Source organism: Actinospica robiniae DSM 44927 (genome assembly GCF_000504285.1).
Classification (GTDB): domain Bacteria; phylum Actinomycetota; class Actinomycetes; order Streptomycetales; family Catenulisporaceae; genus Actinospica; species Actinospica robiniae.
The window spans coordinates 3,768,537-3,789,913 of sequence record NZ_KI632511.1 but is presented as its reverse complement, the minus strand read 5'-3'; the positions used below and the strand labels follow the sequence as shown (position 1 = coordinate 3,789,913).

The following is a 21,377-nucleotide window of genomic DNA, read 5'->3' as shown; positions in this document are numbered from 1 at the left end:
GCCTCCGGTCCGCGTCAGAGATCGATGACGAGGACGCCCGCCTCGGCGGCCACGGCCACTCCGCGCGCGCCGACCGGCGCGATGCCGCGCACCGAGACGCCCAGGACCGCGGTGCCGAGGAGCCGGCCCGAGGCCGCGTGCCACAGCCGCAGCGTCGCGTCCTCGCCGGCGCTCACGAGCAGCGGCGCTCCGTCCGTGTCCGCGGGCTCGCCGAGAACGCACAGCGCGCTCACCGCTCCCTTGTGTGCGAACGGAATGGTCAGCTCGCACCGGCGGGTCACCGGGTCCCACAGCCGCAGCGTCCGGTCGTGGCCGGCCGACGCCAGCAGGCCGCCGTCTCCCGGCACCATGGTGAGCGCATTCACCGGCCCGCGGTGTCCGCGCAGGACGGCTGAGCAGGAGGGGACGCGCGGATCCCACAGCCGGATGGTCCCGTCGTCAGCGGCGCTGGCCAGCCGGTCGGCGCCGAGGGAGGCGAGCGCGCGGATGGTTCCGGTGTGGCCGGACAGGGCGGCTCGGGAGGTCTGTGTGCTCCCCGGTTCCCAGAGCCGGATCGTCCGTCCGCTGCCGCCGACCGCGACGATCTCGCCGTCGCCGCCCGTGCCGTCCGGGATGGCGGCCATCGCCTCCAGCCGATCGGAGCCGGAGAGCCGCACTCCACCGGTCTGCACGCCGGTCTCGCCGTCCCACTGCCGGATCGCGCCGTCCCAGCCACAGGTCCAGACGGTTGCGCAGGAACGGCCGAAGGTGACCGCGCGGACCCAGTCACTGTGGCCGAGGAGCAGTTTCTGCAGGAGTTCGCCGGTGTCCGCGTCCCACAGCCGGGCCGTCCCGTCGTCGCTGGCGGTGGCCAGCACCGTGCGCCCGGTCGGCAGCATGGCGCGGGCGGCCACTGCGCCCACCCAGTCCTCGTGCCCGAGCCGGGCCGCGGAAGGCTCGCCGGAGCCTCGCGGCCGGGCGTCCCAGAGCCGCACCGTGCCGTCTTCGCCCGCGGACGCGAGCAGGGAACGGTCCGCCCCGACGGACACCGCGGCCAGGGCCCGCACCGGACCGGAGTGGCCGGTCAGCGGCGCTCCGACAGCGTGGTCTGCGGACGCGTCCCACAGCCGGATGGCGGCGTGTACGCCCGCGATGGCCAGAAGCGTGCGGTCGGGATCCTGAACCTGCGCCAAGGCGGACACGGCACCCGGATCGAGCGGCTGAGCCTCTGACGTGGCTTCCGCCGCGGTGGGATCGAGCAGCCACATCTTGCGCGCCGACGCGACCACGACCGCGCAGCTGCCGTCGGCTGCGTCCACTTTGGCGATTCGGGTGAGCGCCGTGAGCGAGGAGTGCGCGAGATCGCCGTGCGGGCGAAGCGTTCTGAGCTCCCACAGTTTGATCCGTCTGCCGCCGACCACGGCGGCGAGTACGCCGCGGCCCAGGTTCGGGACCATCGCCAACGCGTCGACGGTCTCGCTCTCCCTGGTGACCGACTGCCCTTCCCGGTACTGTTCCGGGTTCGTCCACAGCCGCACGGTGTGATCGTCGGCGCTGGCCAGCCAGGAGCCGTCCGTCACGAGGGTCCTGATGGCCGCGGTGTGCTCGCGCAGGGGTGCGCCGAGCTGGCGTCCGGTGACGCAGTCCCACAGCCTGATCGTGCCGTCCACACCCGCGCTGGCCAGATGGGCGCGGCCGCCGTTCGATCCCGGGCTCAACGGTGCCAGGGCACTGACGGCGCCGGCGTGCCCGGTCAGCGGCTCGCCCACGGACCAGCCGGTGGCGGTGTCGAAGAGCCTTACCGTGCCGTCCGCTCCGGCGCTGGCGAGCAATGTGCGGCCGTCCGGCAGCGGAACGACGGCGAGCGCCAGCACGGCTCCGACGTGACCGGTCATCACCAGGTGAAGCGGCTCGCTGCGCAGACAAGCCCAACGCAGAGCGGCGCCGCGCGTCGTGTCGCCGGACAGTCGCGCCTGCGCGATCTCGCGTACCAGCGCGCGCTGCGCCACCGGGAGGGTCCGGAGCAGGTGCCGGGCGCTGAGGACCGCCGCCACCTCGTCGGACACCCGCGCCGCGCCGAACTTCGCGCGCAGCATGTCGGCCGCGACCGCGTCGGGGTCGAGGGCATCGAGCAGTCGCGTGTCTCGGCTCAGCAGCGGCCACTCGTCGGAGATGGCGACATGCGCTGTCAGATGTCTGACGATATAGGCGCCCGGTTGCCGGGGACGTGACGCTCGCGCCAGGGCCGCCAGCGCCGTCGCGATCGCGGCGTGGGCGTCTTGCGGGTTCGAGGGGACCGGCGCCGGCAGGGTCGCGGCGAAGTACTCCTGAAACGTACGGTGCGCGAGCCGGTAGACGCTGCCGCCGTCCTCGCCGTCGAGCATGATGTAGGGCGCCGCATTGTCGAGCAGGACATCGATGTCTGCTTCGGTGACGACGGTTGCGCCGAGCGCTCCCCCCGCGGCCGCCCAGATGCGGTCGGCGCGCGGCAGGCCGCGTCCTTGGGACAGCGCCAGCGCGGACAGCAGCCCGGCGGCCTTCGGCGATCCGGCCGTCAGCCGGTCGACCGCGGCCGCGAACAGCGCGAGATACGAGCTGTCCGACAGGGCCAGCAGCCGATCGGAGTTGCGCTGCTCCACCAGCTCGGGGCGGGCAGTGATCTCATGGATGAGCAACCGGGCGAAGAGGAACGAGCTCGCGTTCACCCGGACTCGGTCCGCGATCTGTTCGATCCGGTCGTCGGAGACCTCGAGCTTCGCCTGGTCGCGTGCCGCGGAGAGTCTGCGCCGGACGAAGTCGGCGACGGAGTCCGGATCCTGGGAGACGTCGAGCACGGGTGTCCGCGCCGACGTCCCGAGCGCGTCGAGCAGGTCCTGGTCCGGCGGCGCCGGCCGGTCCGGGCCCTCTCGGGTCGACGCCCGGGTGCCGACCACGACCCGGCAGCCCGGCACCGCCGCGAGCGGACGCAGCAGAGACGCGGCGACCGCCAGCGGCTCCTGGGCCTCGTCCAGCGCGTCGACCAGAACCGTCAGCGGTCGCGGCCCTCCGCCGCCCGAGCCGCCCACCTGCGCCGATCGCTCCTGCAGCCGCCGGATGAGTCGCTCGGCCGCTTCGCGGGGATCAGTGCTGACCGAAGCCGACGGCTCGCCGACGGCCGTGGCGATCCGGTCTACGACGCCTGCGACGGTCAGCCCGGTCAGATGGACCACCGCGTCGAAAGTGCCCGCGGCGAGTACGTTGGCGGTCGCCGGAGCCGGTCCGCCGGACTCCTGGGCGGCGCGGCTTATCAGGGTTCGCAGTTCGTAGTCGGACTGAAGGACGAGGTTGCCGAGCAGAGCCGATTTACCCACCCCGGGCGGCCCGGTGACCACGAACATTCCCTGCGCGGCCCCGTTCAGCCACGCGGCGATCGTGTCGAGCTCGGCCTTGCGCCCCACGAAGTACCAGGCCAATTCCCCTTGCTCGGCCCCGAGCGCACTCGGGATGAAGTGTCCGCGCTGGTCCGCCGGCAGCGCGGCCACGAAGGCCCGCAGCTGCTGGTAGACGTCGAGCGGCGCCGCGACCGAGGCCAATACCCTGTTATGGCGGATCGGCCGAGCGCGGTGGAGCTCGGGGAACTCGATGACCGTGCTCGACGGCAGGCGTTCCTGGAGCCGGCCGATGAGATCGCGCAACCGGATGCTCTCGTCGTTGTCCGTGTAGGACTCCACGGTCAGGCGGAGTGCCGTGCGGAACTCGCCGAGGAACGCGGTGCCGTAGCCGCCGATACCGATCAGGGCGAGTCGGCGTGGCGGATCGGGACGGGTGAAAAGCGCGGCGCCGAGGCGTTCGACGAAACGCGCGGCGCCGCAGGCTTCGATGACGACCAAGGCCCACGGCTCACCGTCCGCGTCGTGGTCGGCGTCCGGATGGTGCTCGGCGTCCGGATCGTCTTGCCCGGCCCAGGCTTCGGCGCGCGAGCGCCATTCCTCCATGATGTGGTCGGCCAGCGCGTCCGGCCGCATGGCCGTGCCGCCCATCCGAGCGGTCGTGCGAAACGTAGCCAGCCAAGCGTCGTCTCCATCGGAGGCACCATGGCCGACCCAGTACAGCACCGAGCTGCGGCAAGCGCGCAGGCCGTATCCCTCGAACGAAGACCACGCGGCGAGCCGCTCGGCGACGCTGGTCTGGTGCCGCTCGGCCGCATCGATCGGCCAGGGCAGGCCACGACCGCCGAGCCGGCCCAACAGCTCGAGCACCCCGGCCGCTTCCTCGTCGGCCGGCACGCTCTCGTGATGTGCGTACTCCCCGATGGGAATCGGCACGACATCGAACGCTGCGTCGCCCTCCTGCATCGGGCGATCTCAGCGGTCGTCGGTATCGGAGGCCGGCACCACGAGGACCAGCTGACGCACCGCGGACCCGCCGCCCGCCTTGACTTCGAGGGCATAGACCCCCGGCCGGTCCACGAGCACGGTCCCGGTGAGCGTCGCGGCGCCGGATCGCCGCAGCAGCGGGCGCGCCACCGGAGTGTTCGCGGCTCCCGACACGACACGGCAGCGCACCGTCGCCGACGAGCTCCCGAGCTCGGCCGGATCCGTGCTGAGGTGGACCGTCACGGGGAACGGCTGTCCGGCGACGGCCACATCGGGCACATCCAGCCCGAGTTCCACCGCCCCGAGAGGCGGACCCAGCGGTTGCTCTGTCAGGACGGCGCGCACGTACTCCACGACCTCGTCGGCGCCGGGCAGTCCGCCGTGCGACTGCGCGAAGTAGACGGGTTCGATGCCGGGAAGCGCGGCCGCTTCACGGAGCACAGTCGAATCTCCGCCCCGGTCCACCCGTCGCACACCGCCGTCGGCGGTGTCCTGGCAGATGTGCCGGTGCTCGGTCACCACACCGTCGCGCAAGCTGACGCTTTGGCCGGTGGGCTGGCTGACTCCGACGACCATACGGGTGGACGGGCCGAGCCCGGGCGCCCGCTCGGGCCGCCGTTCGAGCGCCGCACCCGCCAGCTCGGCATCGCCGCCCGCCGCGGCGACGTCCGCGCGGGTGAGCCGTCGGGCCGGCCGGTCGCCGCCCTCGTCCACGCAGCGGTACGTCGGAAGCAGATCGTGCACGGACGGCAGCGACGCGGCCAGATCGCGCAGGCGCCGATGCGGCAACGGAACCGGTCCGCCGCGTCCGGAATTCCACATGCTCAGCACCTTGACGGATCCGAAGAACGGCGTGCCGAGGGTGACGACGGTGCGAACGAGTTCTCCGCCGCCGAGTTCGTCGGTGAAGTGACGCGCGATCAGGCCGCCCATGGAGTGCGCGACGAGCACGAGCCGCACCTCGTCCGCGCGGCAGGCCGGATGGGCGCGCCACGCAGCCAGGTGCATCTGCGCCGCCTCGGCGAGCAGCCGCGCATTGACCGACACGGGCAGGCGCCAGTCGTACGGGAACGTGGCGACTGCGGCCGGATGCGCGGCGACGCGTCCCAGGGCGTCAACGAGCTTGGTGTACGGCTCGGCTCCGCGCAGGATGGGCGCGAACGCCGGGAACCGCAACAGCCGCGTCGCGGCGATGCGGCTGCCGTGGCCCTCGAGCTCTTCCGGTGTAGGCCGCAACGCGGAGAGTGAACCGCCCGTCGTCCAGGCACGGACGTACCAGCCGGGGTCGGCCAGCCCCCACAGCACGCGTCCAGTCTCCACCTCCACCAGTTCGCTGCCCATGATTCCCGGCAGGACCATGACGGCGTCGGCACACGTCGGTGCGGCGGCGGGCATAGAGGTCCTCGCTCTCGGCAGCACTCTGCGACAGGTGGCTCCTGTTACGAATCTAGCGCCGGCGCGGCGTGGCGGGCGGGCTTTTCGCTGACGAGCGCCGTCTGACGCGGCGATCAGTTGATGGTCCTGTGGCGTCGGGCAATGCTTGAGGAGTCTGTGGCTTCCATGGCGCCTGGTCGGAAGACAGGCGTTCCGGTGGATCGCCGACCAGGCGCCGCTCCGACTACTGGGCGAATGCGGCGACCGGCTCGTCCAGCACGTCGAGCGAGCGGGACACCATCAGGGCGACGGCGAGGGGTATCAGCACGATGAGCAGCGCCATCATGCCGCCCGACACGCCGAACAGGGCGGCGAGGGCGCCGGCGAGCAGCGGGCCCAGCCACTCCAGGGCGTAGGCGCCGAAGCGGTTTACCGCGGCTACGCGGCCGAGGAGTTGGTCGGGGACGGTCTGCATGACGTAGGTCTGGAGGACCACGTTGACCGGCACCATGGCCACCTGGGCGAGGCACACGACCACGGCCATCTGCCAGACCGCCGGCACGACGGCGATGAGCGCGACCCCTACCGTGAACGACCAGACCGCGGCGCACAGCAGGAGCCTGGCTTTCACACGGCGGGCCAGTGCCGGGGCGAAGAACGATCCCGCCAGCGCGCCGGCCACCGTCATGGCGGTGACCACGCCGACGGCGCTCGAACTGCCCCCGCGGTAGCGGACCAGGGCGATCAGGAGCAGCAGGAACGCCTGGGCGAGCATGTTCATGACGGACGCCATGACCACGACGAAGCGGAGGAACGGCTGGTTCCGCACGAACCTGATGCCCTCGGCGACGTCCTTGGTCATCGTGGTCTTCGGCTCCTGCGACCGGTCCGGGCCGAGCGGCTTGCGGATGTTCAGCGCGCCGAGCGCCGCGAAGACGAAGGAGAGCGCGTCGGCGCCGAACGGAAGCCAGCGGGCGGCGGCGAACAGGATGCCGCCGAGCGGGGAGCCGAGTAGCTGGGCGCCCATGTCGCGGGCCATCGCCTGGCCGTTCGCGGTCGCCAGCTGGTCTCCGGGAACGATGCGACGCAGCGCCGGTGTGCTCGCTCCGAGGACGACTCCCGAGCACAGGCCGCTCGCCAGCGCGGCGAGGACCAGCAGCGTCAGGTGGGTCCGGCCGCCGTGGACGAGGATCGCGACGGCCGCCAGTACCGCTGCCTGCACCAGCGGGCCGGTGATCAGGATCGCGCGCCGGGAGGCCCGGTCGGCCAGCGCCCCGCCCCAGAGTGTGGTGACGAGTATGCCGATCAGATTCGCCGAGCCGATGAGGCCGGCTTTCGTGACCGATCCCGTGATGCCCAGGACGAGGAGCGGGAAGGCGATGGCCGAGACGCTCGTCCCCAGGGCGGAGAGCGTGTTTCCGGTCCACCATCCCACGTAGTCGGTGTCGCGCCAGAGCGAAGGGCGGAGGTCCGCCGTCGATGATGTGTCGGACACGGTCGGTCTCCGTAATTCGGAAAATGGGGGGCCTTTTTCAGTGTTCTACGGCGCGACGGCGTCGAACAGGCAGGGACCAGGCAGTTCGGCGGCACCGGGAGTTGCCGATCCGATGCCTGGCGGGGAGCGGGGCGGACGGCGTCCAATCGAGACAGTCCCGGTCCCGACGTCGTGCCGTCCGCACGACTTGCAGCGGAGGTTGTATTCGTGGTTACCGATCTGGCCCTCGAACGGGGCCGCCAACTCGTCGAGGAGGTCGACCTGACGGATCCGGAGACCTTCGCCGGAGCCGATCTGGGCGACTACTGGCGCCGGCTGCGCCGGGAGAACCCGGTGTACTGGCATCCCGAGGCCGCCGGCCGCCCCGGCTTCTGGGTGGTGAGCCGGTACGCCGACGCGATGACGGTGTACCGCGACAACCAGAACTACACCTCGGAGAAGGGAAACGTGCTCGTCACGCTGCTCGCCGGGGAGGACTCCGCGAGCGGCCGGATGTTGGCGGTGACCGACGGGCCGCGCCATCGCGACGTGCGCAACGTGCTCCTGAAGGCGTTCTCGCCGCGAGCCATGGCCGCAGTCACCGAGCGCGTGCGGGAGAACACCCACCGCCTGGTCGCCGACGCGGTGCGCCGGGGGGAGGGGGACTTCGCGACCGAGGTCTCGGAGTTCGTCCCGATCACCACGATCTCCGACCTCCTCGGGGTCCCCGAGTGCGACCGCGAGTTCCTGCTGTCCAGGACCAGGTCCGCGCTCAGTTCGGACGACGCGGACCAGCCCGAGGAAGACGCGTGGACGGCTCGCAGCGACATCCTGCTCTACTTCGCGGACCTGATGACGCAGCGCCGGGGGAAGGACTCCGAGGACGTCATCAGTATCCTGACGAACGCCCTGATCGACGGCAAGCCGCTGGCCCGGGACGAGATCGTGCTCAACTGCTACAGCCTCATCCTCGGCGGCGAGGAGACCAGCCGGCTGACCATGAACGACGCGGTCTACACCCTCGCCCACGACCAGGAGCAGTGGGAGAACCTCCGGGAGGGCCGCGTCGGCCTCGACACGGCCTGCGACGAGGCCCTGCGCTGGGCCACGCCCACCATGCACTTCGGCCGGACCGCCGTGGAGCGCGTCACCCTGAACGGTCAGGAGATCCAGCCCGGCGAGGTCGTCACGGTGTGGCACACCTCGGCCAACCGTGACGAGGCCGTCTTCCCCGAGCCCGACAAGTTCGATCTGGGACGCACGCCGAACAAGCACCTCGCCTTCGGCTACGGGCCGCATTTCTGCCTCGGCGCCTTCCTCGCGCGGACCGAAGTGAGCGCCCTGTTGGCCGCGCTGCGCACCTTCACGACGCGGTTCGAGGTCACCGGCCCGGTCACGCATTTCCACTCGAACTTCCTGACCGGCCTGAGCAGCCTGCCGGTCCGGTTCACCCCGGACGAGGTCGGCCTGCGGACGTACGAGGAGAGCAGATGAACAGGCCGGCGGGAATCGGCGTCGCCGAATCATTGGATTGGCATACCCGGGTCACCCGGGCGCAGGAGGGCATGCTCGCCGTCGAAGGACCGTTGACCGGGAAGCCCTCGCCGTTCCACCTGCTCGTCACCGCCGAGATCGCCGGCGGCCTCGACCTTCCCCGGCTCAAGGCGGTCCTGGCGCGGGCCACCCGGCGCAACACCGCACTGCGCACCGTCTTCACCCGCGACGCCGACACAGGCGAGCTCGGCTGCAGGGTTCTGTCGTCCTGGCAGCCGATCGTCATCGAACAGGACCTGCCGTCGCTGCCGCCGAACGCGGACCGGATCGAGGTTCTGCACCGGCTGCTCGCGCCGACGGCGCCGCAGCTTCTCCGGCCGTATGACCGGCCGCCGGTCGCGTTCGTGCTCACCCACGCGGGGCCGGAACGGCTGTTCCTTTCCATTCTGGCGCACCACACCGTCCTGGACGGCGCGAGCGTCGGACTCCTGTGGAACGAGATCATCACCGCGTACGCCGCCGAGCGCGGTGCCGGTGTCGCCGACAGCGACGGTGGCGAGCACGACGGCGATCCGGTTCCCGGCATGGAGATCATCGCCGAGGCGGAGCACGCCGCGCTGTCCCGGGACCGCCTGCCGCGACGCGCGGAGATGCTCGCAGGCTGGCCCACCGCCGTGGAGATCGCCTCCGACCTCGAACGTCCCGAGACGCGGACCTTCAGCGGCCTCCGGCTTCCGTTCGCTCTGACGGACGAGGCCAAGTCGGGGTGTGTCAGCCTCGCGAGTTCCCTCAAGGTGAGCCGTAACACCGTACTGCTGGCCGCTTGGGCGCTGGTGGTCGCGCGCAGAGGAGCGCTCAGCCGCCTCATCGTCGGGGTTCCCACGATCGGACGTTCCTCCGCGGCCGCGATGCAGGTGATCGGCGGTCCCACCGGGCTCGGCACGGTCGCGTGCGAGATCCCGGTGGACGGCAGCGTCGCGGACTATGTGCGCCAGACGGCCGGGGCGACCCGGCAGGCGCTCGCTTTCGGCAGCGTCCCGTTCGAGGACCTGGTGGCGGCCTTGTCAGCAGGCGGAGACCCGTCTCGCAACCCGCTGGCACAGATCGCCTTCGGAGACCGCAGCGAAGTGGTGCGGCCCGTGCTCAAGGCGGGGGACGTCACGTTCGACGTCCGGGTCGGCCACACCGGGGGAACGGCCTACGACGCGATGATCACCCTGCTCGGGTGGGGGGCGGATGCCACGCTCGAACTCGAGTACGCGACCTCGGTCCTGTCCTGCGAGCAGGCGACGGACCTCGTCGGCAGCTTCGATCGCGCCCTGGTCGAGATGGCCTCGAACCCGGACGGCCCGTTGGCCCTCGTCACGACGATCACCGAGGCCCAGCAGCGTCGGCTGGAGGAACTCCAGTCGGGTCCCGTCGTCGGCGCTACGTCCGCCACCGGCCTGTGGCAGCTGATCGAAGAAGCCGCGGACAGGTGCCCGGAGGCGATCGCGATTCGCGATGCCGACCCGAACCGCACCGTCAGCTATCGCCGACTCGTCGATGCCGCCGCGAGCCAGTCAGCCCAGCTCGCCGCCGCCGGGGTCAAGGAAGGCGACTGTGTGGCCATCGCGGTGCGCCGTTCCGCGGAGGAGATCATTGCCGTCCTGGGGATTCTCCGCGCGGGGGCGGCGTATGTCGCCGTCGATGCCGATGACCCACCCGCGGTGACGGCGGCGATCCTGGACCGCGCCGGTGTCCGTGTGATCGTCGGCGATCACGACCGGCTCGCGCGTCTCGGTGCCGAGGGGGAGCGGCGCGTCTGCCTGCCCGTCGTCAGTCCTGAGTCACCCGTCGCCGATGTCTCGACTCCGCCGCCGGCCGCTGCGGATCCCGAGCGCGTCGCCTGCGTCACCATGACTTCCGGATCCGACGGCGTGCTGAAGGGCACCCTGATTCCCTGCCGCGCGGTCCTCCGGCTCGCTCATCACCCGGAGTACCTGTCCCAGGGGTCGAGTATCCGTTTCCTGCGTCACACGCCGCTGGCCGGCCAGGCGTCCCTGCTGGAAATCTTCGCTCCGCTGCTTGCCGGACGGACAGTGGAGATCTACCCGGACGGCGTGGTCACCCCGGATGCGCTGGCGAATTTCCTGCAGGCGCGGGCCGTCACCGGTCTCTGGCTCTCCGCCGACCTCTTCCGCCAGGTCGCGGACTCCAGGCCGGACGCGTTCCGGACGGTGGGCCAGCTCCTCACCGGAGGCGACGTCATACCTCCCGCGCAGGTGGCGCGCGTACTTCAAGGCAGTCCGGGGCTGAGAGTCACGTGCGGATTCGGATCGCCGCAGAACACGCTGTTCACCACCGTCTACCACGTCGAGGACCCCGCGGCCGCGACGGTCGCGGCCCTGCCGATCGGCAAGCCGATTCAGGGCACGGGTGTCATGGTGCTGGACTCCTCAGGACGCCCCGTCCCGCCCGGCGGGATCGGTGAACTGTTCGTCCATGGTGACGGCCTGGCCCTGCGATACGCGGGCATGCCGGCCGAGACCGCAGAGGTCTTCGGCGCCTTCGCCCCGGATACCGGGCTCCACCTCTACCGGACCGGTGACGTGGTGCGCTGGGACGCCAACGGCGACCTCAGGCTGATAGCCAGGCGCGACCGCCAGGTGGAGATCCTCGGCTTCCGTGTCGATCTCGACCACGTGGCGGGCGTCCTGCGCCGGCACCCGGATGTCCTCGACGCCGTCGTGGACGTCGAGCCGGAGGACGACAGCGGTCGACGGATCGTGGCCGCCATCAGGACTCTGACCGGCTCTCCGCTGCCCGCGACGCTGCGGTCCTTCGCCGCTCAGCGACTTCCCGGCCACGCGCTGCCGCAGGTGTGGACGGTGGTCGACGAGACTCCGTCCGGGGCCGAGAGCGGTACCGAGACCGCTGTCGAGTCCGGTGTCGAGGCCGACGCCGCGACGATCGCCGAGGCCGACCTCGTGCAGACCGGACCGGAGGTGATCCTCGGTGACGACATCGAAGACGTCATCGCCGACGCGTGGCGGAAAGTCCTGGGACACCGCGACTTCTGCCACAGCGACTGGTTCCTGGACGTCGGCGGCGATTCCCTGCTGATGATCCGCGTCCAGGCGATTCTCGAACGCACACTTCCGGCCTGGGACATCACCGTCGCCGACCTTTACGCCTGCGCCACGATCGATGATCTGGCTGCCAAACTGCGGGCCGAATCCGGCGTACGCATCAATTCCAGTATCCCGATTCACTCCGTGATAACCAGAAATGAGGAGAGAGTATGAGCGCCAATGCGACCGAGAACGGACGCCGGACTTCCAGTCAGGAGGAGATCGAGACCTGGGTCGTCGACAACTGCCGCAGCCTCGGGCTGCGGGTGGAGGGCGCGGAGAGCGACTTCTTCTCGGTCGGCGGCACCTCGCTGGCCGCGACGCGGCTGATCGCCCGCGCCGAGCAGGACTTCGGCGACGACGCGCTCCCGCCGGACGACCTCTACGAGGACGGGTGCCTGCGCGCGATCGCGGCGGCGATCTTCCGCAACAGCCGGGCCGTCGGCGTCGGCGGCGGCGACCCGGGCACCGCCTGACAGCAACGGGCGGGTCGGCGGCGGGGTCCTTCGGGCCCCGCCGCTCGGCCGATCGCCTCTATCGCCTGATACGGATTCGGAGCAGAAAGGTCCTGATCACATGTCTAAGAGGCCGGACTGGATTTTCCCTCTGCGCAAGGCCGGCGGCGCACCCAGCTGCCGTCTGGTCGTCTTCCCGTACGCCGCGGCCGGCGCGAGCGCGCTCCGGCCGCTCGTGACCCTGCTGCCGGACTCCGTCGAGCTGCTCGGCGTGGCGCTGCCCGGCCGCGAGCGCCGGTTCGGCGAACCGGCCGCGACGACCTTCCCCGAGATCATGCGGGGCGTGGTCGACGACCTCGCCGCGCGCCCGGAGCTGCCGACCTTCCTGCTCGGCCACAGCCTGGGCGCGAGCCTCGCCGTCGCCCTGGCCCGGTCGGTGCCGGAGATCTGCTCCGGGATCATCGTCAGCGCCCGGCGGCCCGCGCACGTCGCGCTGGCCCCCATCCTCGCCATGTCCGACGAAGAGGTCGGCTCGTTCCTCGACGAGCTGGGCAACACCGCTCCGCAGCTGCTCGGCGAGCCGTACTGGCGCGATCGGCTGATCCAGCTCTTCCGGCACGACACCGAGCTCGACATCGAGGCCTCGCACGTCGCCGAGACCAGGCTGCTGACTCAGCCGCTGACCGTGCTCGCGGGCTCCGAGGACCCCTATGTCGACGTGCGCGATCTGGATGCGTGGGCGGCCCGGACCAGCGGGCACTGCGATATCCGGATCTATCCCGGTGACCATTTCTTCCTTCTCGATCCGGGCAACCTCGCGGTCGTCGCCGACGCGCTGAGTGCGTTCATCGGCGGCGTGTCCGGGATTCCCGGGGTCCTCGACGAGGCCTACAGCTGAACCCTTCCGGGGGCGGCTACCGCAATCCGAACTGCCGCATGCAATTGCCGGATCGTTGCCTGGAAAGGCTCCGGACGGCGCGGCATAGTAATAAATGACAAGAGAAAGAGCCGGAAAGGAAGAATCGGAGGCGGGAAAGTGGTTGCGGCCCATGCGCCGGCTGACGGAGAAGCGCTGCTCGACTGGAATGAAAGCCCGATAGGACCGCCGGCCCTGGCGGCCAAGCGCGTCATCGACGCCGCGGGACGGCTGCACCGCTATCCCCGTGGCCTGATGGAGGAGGTGACCGAACTGGCGGCCGCCCACGTCGGGGTCGCTCCGGACCGGATCCTGCTGACCGCGGGCGTCGACGAGGCGGTGGACATCGCCCTCTCGCTCGTCGAGCGAGGCTGGGGCACGCGCCCCGGTTTCGACGGGTACGAGGACCGGATCCGGGCCAACGGCAAGCGGTTCCACCCGATCGCGCTCGGCCCGGACTGGCAGCCGGCATCGCCGCCGGATCAGGGGCTCGGCGAGGGGGACATGGTCTTCCTGGCTCAGCCCGGCAATCCGACGGGAAACCTGCTGCCGGCCGCGTGGATCGACGCGGTACGTGCAAAAGCGCAGTACGTGTTCATCGACGAGACCTACCACGAGTTCTCCACGCGTCCGAGCGTCCTGCACGCCGCCCGCGACGAGGCTCCGGACGGCGCCGTGGACAAGGGCCTGCTCGTCTACCGGAGTTTCTCCAAGGCCGCCGGGCTGGCCGGCATCAGACTCGGCTGCCTGATCGGCGAGTCCACGGTCATCGAGCGGCTGGAACCGGTACGCCGCTTCATGCCGATCGACGCGGTCAGCCTCAACGCCGCCGCGGGACTCCTCGAAGAGCCCGAATTCATGGTGCGCCTCACCGCGCACGTCCTTGAGGCGAGGACCGCCTTGTGCGAGACCCTGCGCGGCAGCGGACTGTTCGCCGAGGTCCGTGAGACCGAGACGAACTTCGTCCTGGCCAAGCCGTGGGAATGGGCGTCAGCGCCCATGTCCCGCCAGTTCGACCGCGACCTCGTCCGGGTCAAGGACTGCGCGGCGGTCGGCCTGGCCGGCTGGCTGCGGATCAGTGTCGGCTCCTGGGACGACCAGGCGCGCCTCGGCGCCAGCCTCGGCCGCGTCGCGAAGTAGCGAAACAGCACCACACCACCATCTCGGACGGGTAGGCCCGGCCGCTCACCTGATCACCTTTTAAGGAAGGCGAATCCTTCATGCTCGACGACGATTTCGAACGCCGACTGATCCACAACACGCAGCCGGTCCGCTACTTCTTCCTGGCTCAGGCCCTGCACCACGCCCTCCACGAGGGCCTGTTCGCGGCCCTCGTGAAGGAGCCGGGCCTGTCGGCCGAGGCCCTCGCCGAGCGCCTCGAACTCGACGCGTACCGCGTCGGCGGCCTTCTGCGCTACCTGCGCAACGAGGGCTACACGGTGCTCGACGACGGCTGGTCCCTCAGCTCCCGGGGCGTGGAGGTCCAGACCTTCGCCCCCTGGTACGAGATGCTGGTCGGCGGCTACGCCCCGTCCATGGACCAGCTCGGGGACGTGCTCCGGGACGGGTCGATCTACGCGTCGCGCAACACGACCAAGGTCGGCGAGGGCAGCTGCGGAATCGGTGCCTACGACGCGCTGCCGCTGGTCGAGAAGCTGCTCGCCCAGGTGGAAGTGGACGGCGGGCCGGAGAAGATCGTGGACCTCGGCTGCGGCGACGGCAGCTTCCTGATGGACCTGCTGGTCGTCAAGCCCGGCCTGCGCGGCCTCGGCGTCGAGCCGAACGCGGGGTCGATCACCCTCGGCGAGCGCCGCCGCGCCGACCTCGGACTCGACGGCCGGATGGAGCTGGTGCAGGGCGCCGCGCAGGACGCGACGCGGCTCGGCCTCCCCGACGGCGGCCGCGGCATCTGCTTCATGACCGCGTTCGTACTCCAGGAGGTCCTGCAGCAGGAAGGCCAGGAAGTCGTCGAGCGCCTGCTCGCGGACACGTTCGAGGCCTACCCCGAGGCGCGGTGGATGGTCGTCGAGATGGACCACAAGCCGCTCGCCCCCGTCATGGGCAGCCACGGACTGGCGCTCGCGTTCTACAACCCCTACTTCCTCATCCACACGGTCACCGAGCAGCGGCTGCAGACCCGCGAGTGGTGGGACGCGCTGTTCGAGCGGCTCGGCCTGACCGTCGAGGCCGTCGCCGAGCCGGACCCGCGTGCCGACTCCACCGGCCTGCAGTTCGGTGTCGTCCTTTCGAAGAAGCCGTAGCCCGGCGCCGGCCCCACGACCCCTGACTTCCCGTAGGCCGAGCCGCTCCCGGTGGGCGGTCGGCGATCCGCGAAAGGCGAGAAATGGAACGAGAGACCTTCGAACTGAGCCCGGCCGAACTCGAGCAGTTCCACCGCAACGGGTTCATCGGCCCGTTCGACCTGTACGAGACGGCGGAGATGGCGCAGAACCTCAAGGCGCTGCGCCCGAAGCTGATCGACACCCGCAAGGCGATCTACAGCGCCAAGCAGTCGATCTCGGGCAACACCAACCTGTCCAACTACGACCGTCACCTGGACGTCGACTTCCTGGCCGAGCACATCACCCGCCCGGAGATCGTCGACCGGGTGGCGAGCATCCTCGGCCGCGACACCCTGTGCTGGCGCAGCGAGTTCTTCCCCAAGTACCCGGGCGACGAGGGCACCGACTGGCACCAGGCCGACAACTTCTCCAACGTGGCCGGCTCGAAGCACCCGCAGATCGTCTGGCCCGAGGACGCCGAGTTCGGCGGCACCATCACCGTCTGGGCGGCGTTCACGGAGGCCTCCGTCGACAACGGCTGCCTGCAGTTCATCCCCGGCTCCCACAAGACCATGAACTACGACGAGTCCAAGACCATGAGCTACGACGCCGAGACCATCAACCAGGTGGAGAAGGACGGAGTCAAGCGGGGTTTCTTCGGCTACGACTACCGGCAGCTGCAGAAGGACCCCGACTGGAAGCCGGACGAGGCCAAGGCCGAGTCCCAGGTGATGCGCCAGGGCCAGTTCATCATCTTCTGGTCGACGCTGATGCACGCGTCCCACCCGCACAGCGCCCGCACCGACGAGATGCGGCTCGGCTTCGCGGCCCGCTACCTGCCGACCTCCGTACGGGTCTATCCGTACTCGGACGCGCTCGAGGAGTTCGGCGGCGGTGCCAGCCTGGAGAAGTTCGGCAACGTCCTGACCTCGGGGAAGGACGAGTACGGCCACAACCGGTTCGTCGAGACCACGGTCAACGGATACCCGTTCCCGACCCGGCAGAGCTGACCGCGGCCGGCGCGGTCTCGGAAGGAAGGACTCTCGGGCGGGCGGTTGCGGCGCGCAACGCACCGCGGCCGCCCGCCCGAGACCTCGACCGCACGATGGAGGTGCCCCATGCTGAACCTGATTTGTGACGACAAAGCCCTGGCAGCCCACCGCCGGATCAATCAGACCGGTGTCCCCTATCCCGACGGGGAGAGCGTCAAAGAGCTCTTCGAGCGCTGTGCCGACCGCGCTCCCGACGCGGTGGCGGTGATCCACGGGGACACCGTCCTGAGCTACCGGGAGCTCAACCGGCAGGCGAACGTCCTGGCCGCGCGGCTGACGGAGTCCGGGCTGCGGCCCGGCGAGGCGGTGGGCGTGCTCCTGGGGCGCTCGCCGGAGCTGATCGTCGCGCTCCTGGCCGTGGTCAAGTGCGGAGCCGCGTATCTGCCGTTCGACGCCTCGTGGCCGGCCGAGCGAATAAAGGCTCTGCTGGACGACGCGAACTGCACCCATGTCCTGTCCAATCCCGCCGTCCCGGCGGGGGACCGCTTCCCGGGATGCCGGGTCCTGCCCGTGAGCGGGCCCGACCTGACCGGGGAATCTCAGAATCCCGCGACGTCGGTGGCTCCCGAGGACATCGCCTACATCAACTTCACCTCCGGTTCGACCGGCCGGCCCAAGGGCGTCCCGATCCGGCATCGCAGCATCACCCGGCTGGTCTTCGGCGCCACCTACGCGCGCCTGGACGAGAACAGCAGGCTGCTGCAGCTGGCCACCGCCTCCTTCGACGCCGCGACGTTCGAGATCTGGGGTGCGCTGCTGCACGGCGGGACCTGCGTGCTCTATCCGCTCCCTTACGTCAGCCTCTCCGAACTCCGGCAGGTCCTGGAGACCCACGGTGTCACCGTCGTGTTCCTGACGACGGCCCTGTTCAACACGATCGTGGACGAGGCGCCGCAGACCCTCGCGTGCGTCGAGACGATCCTCACCGGCGGTGAGGCGCATTCGCTGACGCACATCGAGAAGGCGCTGCAGTGTTACGGACCGGACCGGCTCGTCAGCGTCTACGGTCCGACCGAGTGCACGACGTTCGCCACCTACTACCCGGTCCGGCGGCTCGCCGCGGACCAGACGGCCCTGCCCATCGGCCGCCCGATCCAGAACACCCGTGCGTACGTGGTCGAGGCGGGCGAACTCTGCTCTCCAGACCAGGTCGGCGAGGTACTGCTGGCCGGCCCCGGGCTCAGTCCGGGATATCTGGGGCGACCGGAGGAGACTCGCGAGCGTTTCGTCGAGGGCGAGATCGACGGCGTCGTGGAACGGCTCTACCGGACCGGTGACCGCGCCTATCTCGACGACGACGGGAACCTGGTCTTCCAGGGCCGGCTCGACGACCAGGTGAAGATCAACGGCTTCCGGATCGAGCTGGGCGAGGTCGCCCATCATCTCGACATGCATCCCCAGGTCAAGCAGAGCTATGTCACCTACGAGGCGAACGCCTACAGCGAGAAGCGGCTCGTGGCGTTCGCGGTGCCGGCGGACGAGAGCCTCACCCGGCAGTCGATCCGCGCCTTCCTGCGCGAGCGGCTGCCCGGCTACATGATTCCCTCGGACATCGAGATCTGCGCGTCGCTGCCGCTGTCGGCGACGGGCAAGGTCGACCGCAGTGCCCTGCTGTCGACCCGGCAGGCGAGGGACGCGGAGGCATGAACAGTGTCCTGACGCTTCCCGCCGACGACGTCTCCGGGCTCACCGACGAACACCTCGCCCTCCGTTCGCGGATCCGCGACGAGCTCGACCGTTGCGTCATTCCGCATGCGGACGAGTGGGAAGCCCGGGGGTTCGTCTCCCGGCAGGGGTGGCGGGCGCTCGGTTCCGCCGGGCTGCTGGAGTTCGGCCACGACGGTGAGGACTTCCTGAGCAGCGCCGTCTTCCTCGAGGAACTCGGCCGAACCGGCTATGCCGGAATCCGCGCCGCGGTCGGCGTCCACGCGTACATGGCGCTCTCCTACCTGCTGCTCTTCGGCACGGCCGAGCAACAGGAAGCCTACGTGCCGGCGGCTCGCCGGGGAGAGCGGATCGCGGCGCTGGCGATCAGCGAGGAGAACGCCGGGTCGGATCTGCGTCATCTGGGCACGCGTGCGGAGCCCGTGGGCGAACTCGGCTACCGGGTCACCGGCCGCAAGTGCCACATCGCCAACGGGTCCCAGGCCGACTTCTTCGTCGTGCTCGCCAGAACCGGCGAGGAGCGAGGCGGCCGGGGCCTGAGCGGTGCCAGCCTGGTGATCGTCGACGCGGACAGCCCGGGCGTGTCGCGTACCCCTCGGCCGATGCTGGGCTGGCACAGCGCGGACGTGTGCGACGTCGAGTTCTCCGACGTCGCGGTCCCCGCGGACCGGCTTCTCGGGCGGCGGGACAAGGCACTGATGCACCTCATGCGCGGACTCGACTTCGAGCGTCTGGCGGCGGGCCTCCTGGCCGTCGGCGGCGTCGCGCACTGCCTGGAACTGCTCAACCGGTTCGTCCGCGACCACCAGGTCAAAGACGCGCCCCTCGCCGCGAACCAGGCGGTCCGGCATCGGATCGCCGAGCTCGACAGCGATCTGGCACTCGTCCGGAACTACGCGTACCACGCGGCCTGGCTGCACAGCCGAGGCCGCCTCGACACCCGGGTCGCCTCGATCCTCAAGCTCAAGGCCACCGAACTGGCCGTCGCCGCCGCTCAGACGCTGGTCCAGTACCAGGGCGCCCGCGGCTATCGCGACGAGGCGGCCGCGGCCCGCCTCCATCGCGACGCGATCGCGGGAACCATCGCCGCCGGCGCCAGCGAACTGCTGCGGGACCTGATTTTCGAAATGGGCTGATCCGGTTCGCGAGCCGGACCCTCGGGCGAATTCCCGGCCTGCTCAAGACAATTGCCGGGGAAATGCCTGGGATATCAAAAGGCTTCGCTGCCACGATGGTGGGAGCGTCTAACTTCTGACTGGAGGTTCTCGTGCGAGTCATTCTGATATCCGGCGCTTCGAGCGGCATCGGCCGCGCGACCGCGCTGCGATTCCTAAGGGCGGGGGACCAGGTCTACAACCTCGATGTGCAGCCGCCGGACTCAGCCGCCGAAGGCGTCTCCTGGATCGAGACCGACATCGCCGACTGGTCCGCGGTGGAAAGGGCCGTCGGCCTTGTCCATGACGAACACGGACGGATCGACGTCGCGATAGCGAATGCCGGGATCAGCATTCGGCATGGTGTCTTCGACATCACCGAGTTCGAGGCGCGCCGGCTGGCCGAGGTCAACATGCTGGGTGTGCTGGCGATGTGGCAGGCGGCGGCCCGCCGCATGGCGGAGCGAGGCTCCGGCGTGCTGCTCGCCACCTCGTCCGTCAACGCGCACCGGGGTTTCCCGTACTACGCGGACTACAACGCCACGAAGGCCGGCGTGCTCGCGCTCTGCCGCACGTTCGCCATGGAGCTGAGCCCGAGGATCCGGGTGGCCTGCGTGTCACCCGGCGCCGTGTCTACGCCGATGCAACTCGCCGAGTACACGCCCCAGATGCTCGACGCGGTGAACGTCCGGATTCCGGCGGGCCGGCATGCCGACCCCGAGGAGATCGCATCCGCCTTCTATTACCTGGCGTCGGAGGAAGCACGGTTCATCACCGGTCAGGAAATCGTCATCGACGGCGGAGAGATCGCGGGCAGCACGACATCCGATTTCGGTACGGCGTATGCCGCCGGAATCCGCGCGGATGAGTTGGCTTCGATCGGATTTCCGCCTGGATAGGGATCGGTGAAGATCGGAGTGAAGATGATCGGTCCTGGAAGTGAACCCGAACTGGTGTCGGAGGATGCCATATGTACGCCACGTACGCGCGCACAAGGGAATACACGCTGAAACGACCCGAGGTCGACGTTCTGCTGGACGGCCAGCGCGAGCTGGTGGAGAGCGGGCTCTCTCCCGTCGAACCGGAGTTCTACCAGAAGTACGCGGGGTGCCAGGGTCTGGTGCCCGAGGGCCTGCGCGGCTTTCTCGAGGACTTCCGCAACGACCGGTCCTCGACGGCCTGCCAGGTGCACGGCTTCCCGGTCGGCGACGCGGCCGTCGGGCCGACCCCGCAGCACTGGGAGCGTCCCGACGGCTACGACTCGACGATCGAATCCGACGTCTACATGGCGCTCTGCGCCTCGGTCCTGGGCGATCCGTTCTCCTGGGCGACGCTGCAGCGCGGCCGGCTCATCCAGGACGTCTTCCCGATCCGGGGCGACGAGCGACGGGAGAGCGGACACGGCAGCGACGCGTTCCTGATGTTCCACACCGACGACGCGTTCCGCCCGGACTCCTGCGACTACATCATGCTGTTCGGCGTCCGCAACCACGACGCCGTGCCCACCTATGCGGCGGCGATCCGCGACGTCGTGCTCAGCGACGAGTACCGCAGGGTGCTGTTCGAGGACCGTTTCCACATCCTGCCCGACGACGAGCACATCCGGCAGCTGGAGCTGCGGGCGCCGGACGACCCGGCACTGCAGCGCGCGATCGAGATGCGCGACCATCCGCAGCCGGTCTCCGTGCTCTTCGGCGACGTGCTGGACCCGAACATCCGGCTGGACGTGCCCTACATGCGGTGCATCGGCGACGATCCGACGGCCGAGCGGGCGCTGACCGCGCTGCAGGTCGAGCTGGACCGGGTGCGCCGGCCGCTGGTCGCGGCCCAGGGCACGCTGCTGATCATCGACAACCACAGTGTCGTGCACGCCCGGGAGTCCTTCAAGGCGCGGTACGACGGCACCGACCGCTGGCTGCGGAAGATCATCGTCAGCCGCGATCTGTTCGGCGACGGCGCCGACCCCACCTGCCGCGTGCTGCTGTAGCGCACGGCTGATCCACCGACCACGCACGCACCGCCCCCACACGCACCGTCAATCCGACTGCCCAGAAAAGAGGCCGA

At 70.2% G+C, this 21,377-nt stretch carries 14 protein-coding genes; 11 read left to right on the top strand and 3 right to left on the bottom strand.

The window, feature by feature from the left end:
- Positions 1-14 precede the first annotated feature (14 nt).
- From ACTRO_RS16005 to ACTRO_RS15995, 3 genes are all read right to left on the bottom strand, one after another.
- The gene (locus ACTRO_RS16005) at positions 15-4,313 is read right to left on the bottom strand and encodes an AAA family ATPase (RefSeq protein ID WP_034263877.1); all 4,299 of its coding nucleotides are present in this window, start codon (positions 4,311-4,313) and stop codon (positions 15-17) included.
- Between the two features lie 9 nt (positions 4,314-4,322).
- Complete coding sequence (locus tag ACTRO_RS16000; RefSeq protein ID WP_051450917.1) at positions 4,323-5,729, bottom strand: esterase/lipase family protein; 1,407 nt, start codon at positions 5,727-5,729, stop codon at positions 4,323-4,325.
- A 223-nt stretch (positions 5,730-5,952) separates the two neighbouring features.
- Entirely contained in the window at positions 5,953-7,203 is a 1,251-nt protein-coding gene (locus ACTRO_RS15995; protein ID WP_051450916.1) for an MFS transporter, read from the bottom strand.
- A gap of 207 nt (positions 7,204-7,410) precedes the next feature.
- Between ACTRO_RS15995 and ACTRO_RS15990 the strand changes: the two genes are divergently transcribed.
- The 11 genes from ACTRO_RS15990 (at position 7,411) to ACTRO_RS15940 (ending at position 21,300) form a co-directional block, all read left to right on the top strand.
- Positions 7,411-8,676, top strand: coding sequence for a cytochrome P450 (locus tag ACTRO_RS15990; protein WP_211244276.1), 1,266 nt, complete (start codon positions 7,411-7,413; stop codon positions 8,674-8,676).
- Complete coding sequence (locus ACTRO_RS15985) at positions 8,673-11,963, top strand: AMP-binding protein (protein ID WP_034263875.1); 3,291 nt, start codon at positions 8,673-8,675, stop codon at positions 11,961-11,963. The genes ACTRO_RS15990 and ACTRO_RS15985 overlap by 4 nt, the downstream gene beginning before the upstream one ends.
- Positions 11,960-12,265: a phosphopantetheine-binding protein gene (locus tag ACTRO_RS43400; RefSeq protein ID WP_051450915.1), complete on the top strand. Its 306-nt coding sequence runs from the start codon at positions 11,960-11,962 to the stop codon at positions 12,263-12,265. Before ACTRO_RS15985 ends, ACTRO_RS43400 begins: the two co-directional genes overlap by 4 nt.
- Before the next feature lie 100 nt (positions 12,266-12,365).
- Complete coding sequence (locus ACTRO_RS15975) at positions 12,366-13,142, top strand: thioesterase II family protein (RefSeq protein ID WP_034263873.1); 777 nt, start codon at positions 12,366-12,368, stop codon at positions 13,140-13,142.
- A 138-nt stretch (positions 13,143-13,280) separates the two neighbouring features.
- Complete coding sequence (locus tag ACTRO_RS15970; protein ID WP_034263871.1) at positions 13,281-14,300, top strand: pyridoxal phosphate-dependent aminotransferase; 1,020 nt, start codon at positions 13,281-13,283, stop codon at positions 14,298-14,300.
- 80 nt (positions 14,301-14,380) lie between these two features.
- On the top strand, positions 14,381-15,421 hold the full coding sequence (locus ACTRO_RS15965) for a hypothetical protein (protein WP_051450914.1): 1,041 nt from the start codon (positions 14,381-14,383) through the stop codon (positions 15,419-15,421).
- A gap of 83 nt (positions 15,422-15,504) precedes the next feature.
- A complete protein-coding gene (locus tag ACTRO_RS15960) occupies positions 15,505-16,452 on the top strand; it encodes a chlorinating enzyme (protein WP_034263870.1) in 948 nt (315 codons plus the stop codon).
- Between the two features lie 108 nt (positions 16,453-16,560).
- Entirely contained in the window at positions 16,561-18,141 is a 1,581-nt protein-coding gene (locus ACTRO_RS15955) for an amino acid adenylation domain-containing protein (RefSeq protein WP_034263869.1), read from the top strand.
- On the top strand, positions 18,138-19,295 hold the full coding sequence (locus ACTRO_RS15950; RefSeq protein ID WP_051450913.1) for an acyl-CoA dehydrogenase family protein: 1,158 nt from the start codon (positions 18,138-18,140) through the stop codon (positions 19,293-19,295). Before ACTRO_RS15955 ends, ACTRO_RS15950 begins: the two co-directional genes overlap by 4 nt.
- A gap of 131 nt (positions 19,296-19,426) precedes the next feature.
- Positions 19,427-20,212: an SDR family NAD(P)-dependent oxidoreductase gene (locus tag ACTRO_RS15945; RefSeq protein ID WP_051450912.1), complete on the top strand. Its 786-nt coding sequence runs from the start codon at positions 19,427-19,429 to the stop codon at positions 20,210-20,212.
- Positions 20,213-20,283: 71 nt separating this feature from the next.
- Positions 20,284-21,300, top strand: coding sequence for a TauD/TfdA family dioxygenase (locus ACTRO_RS15940; RefSeq protein ID WP_034263868.1), 1,017 nt, complete (start codon positions 20,284-20,286; stop codon positions 21,298-21,300).
- Positions 21,301-21,377 lie beyond the last annotated feature (77 nt).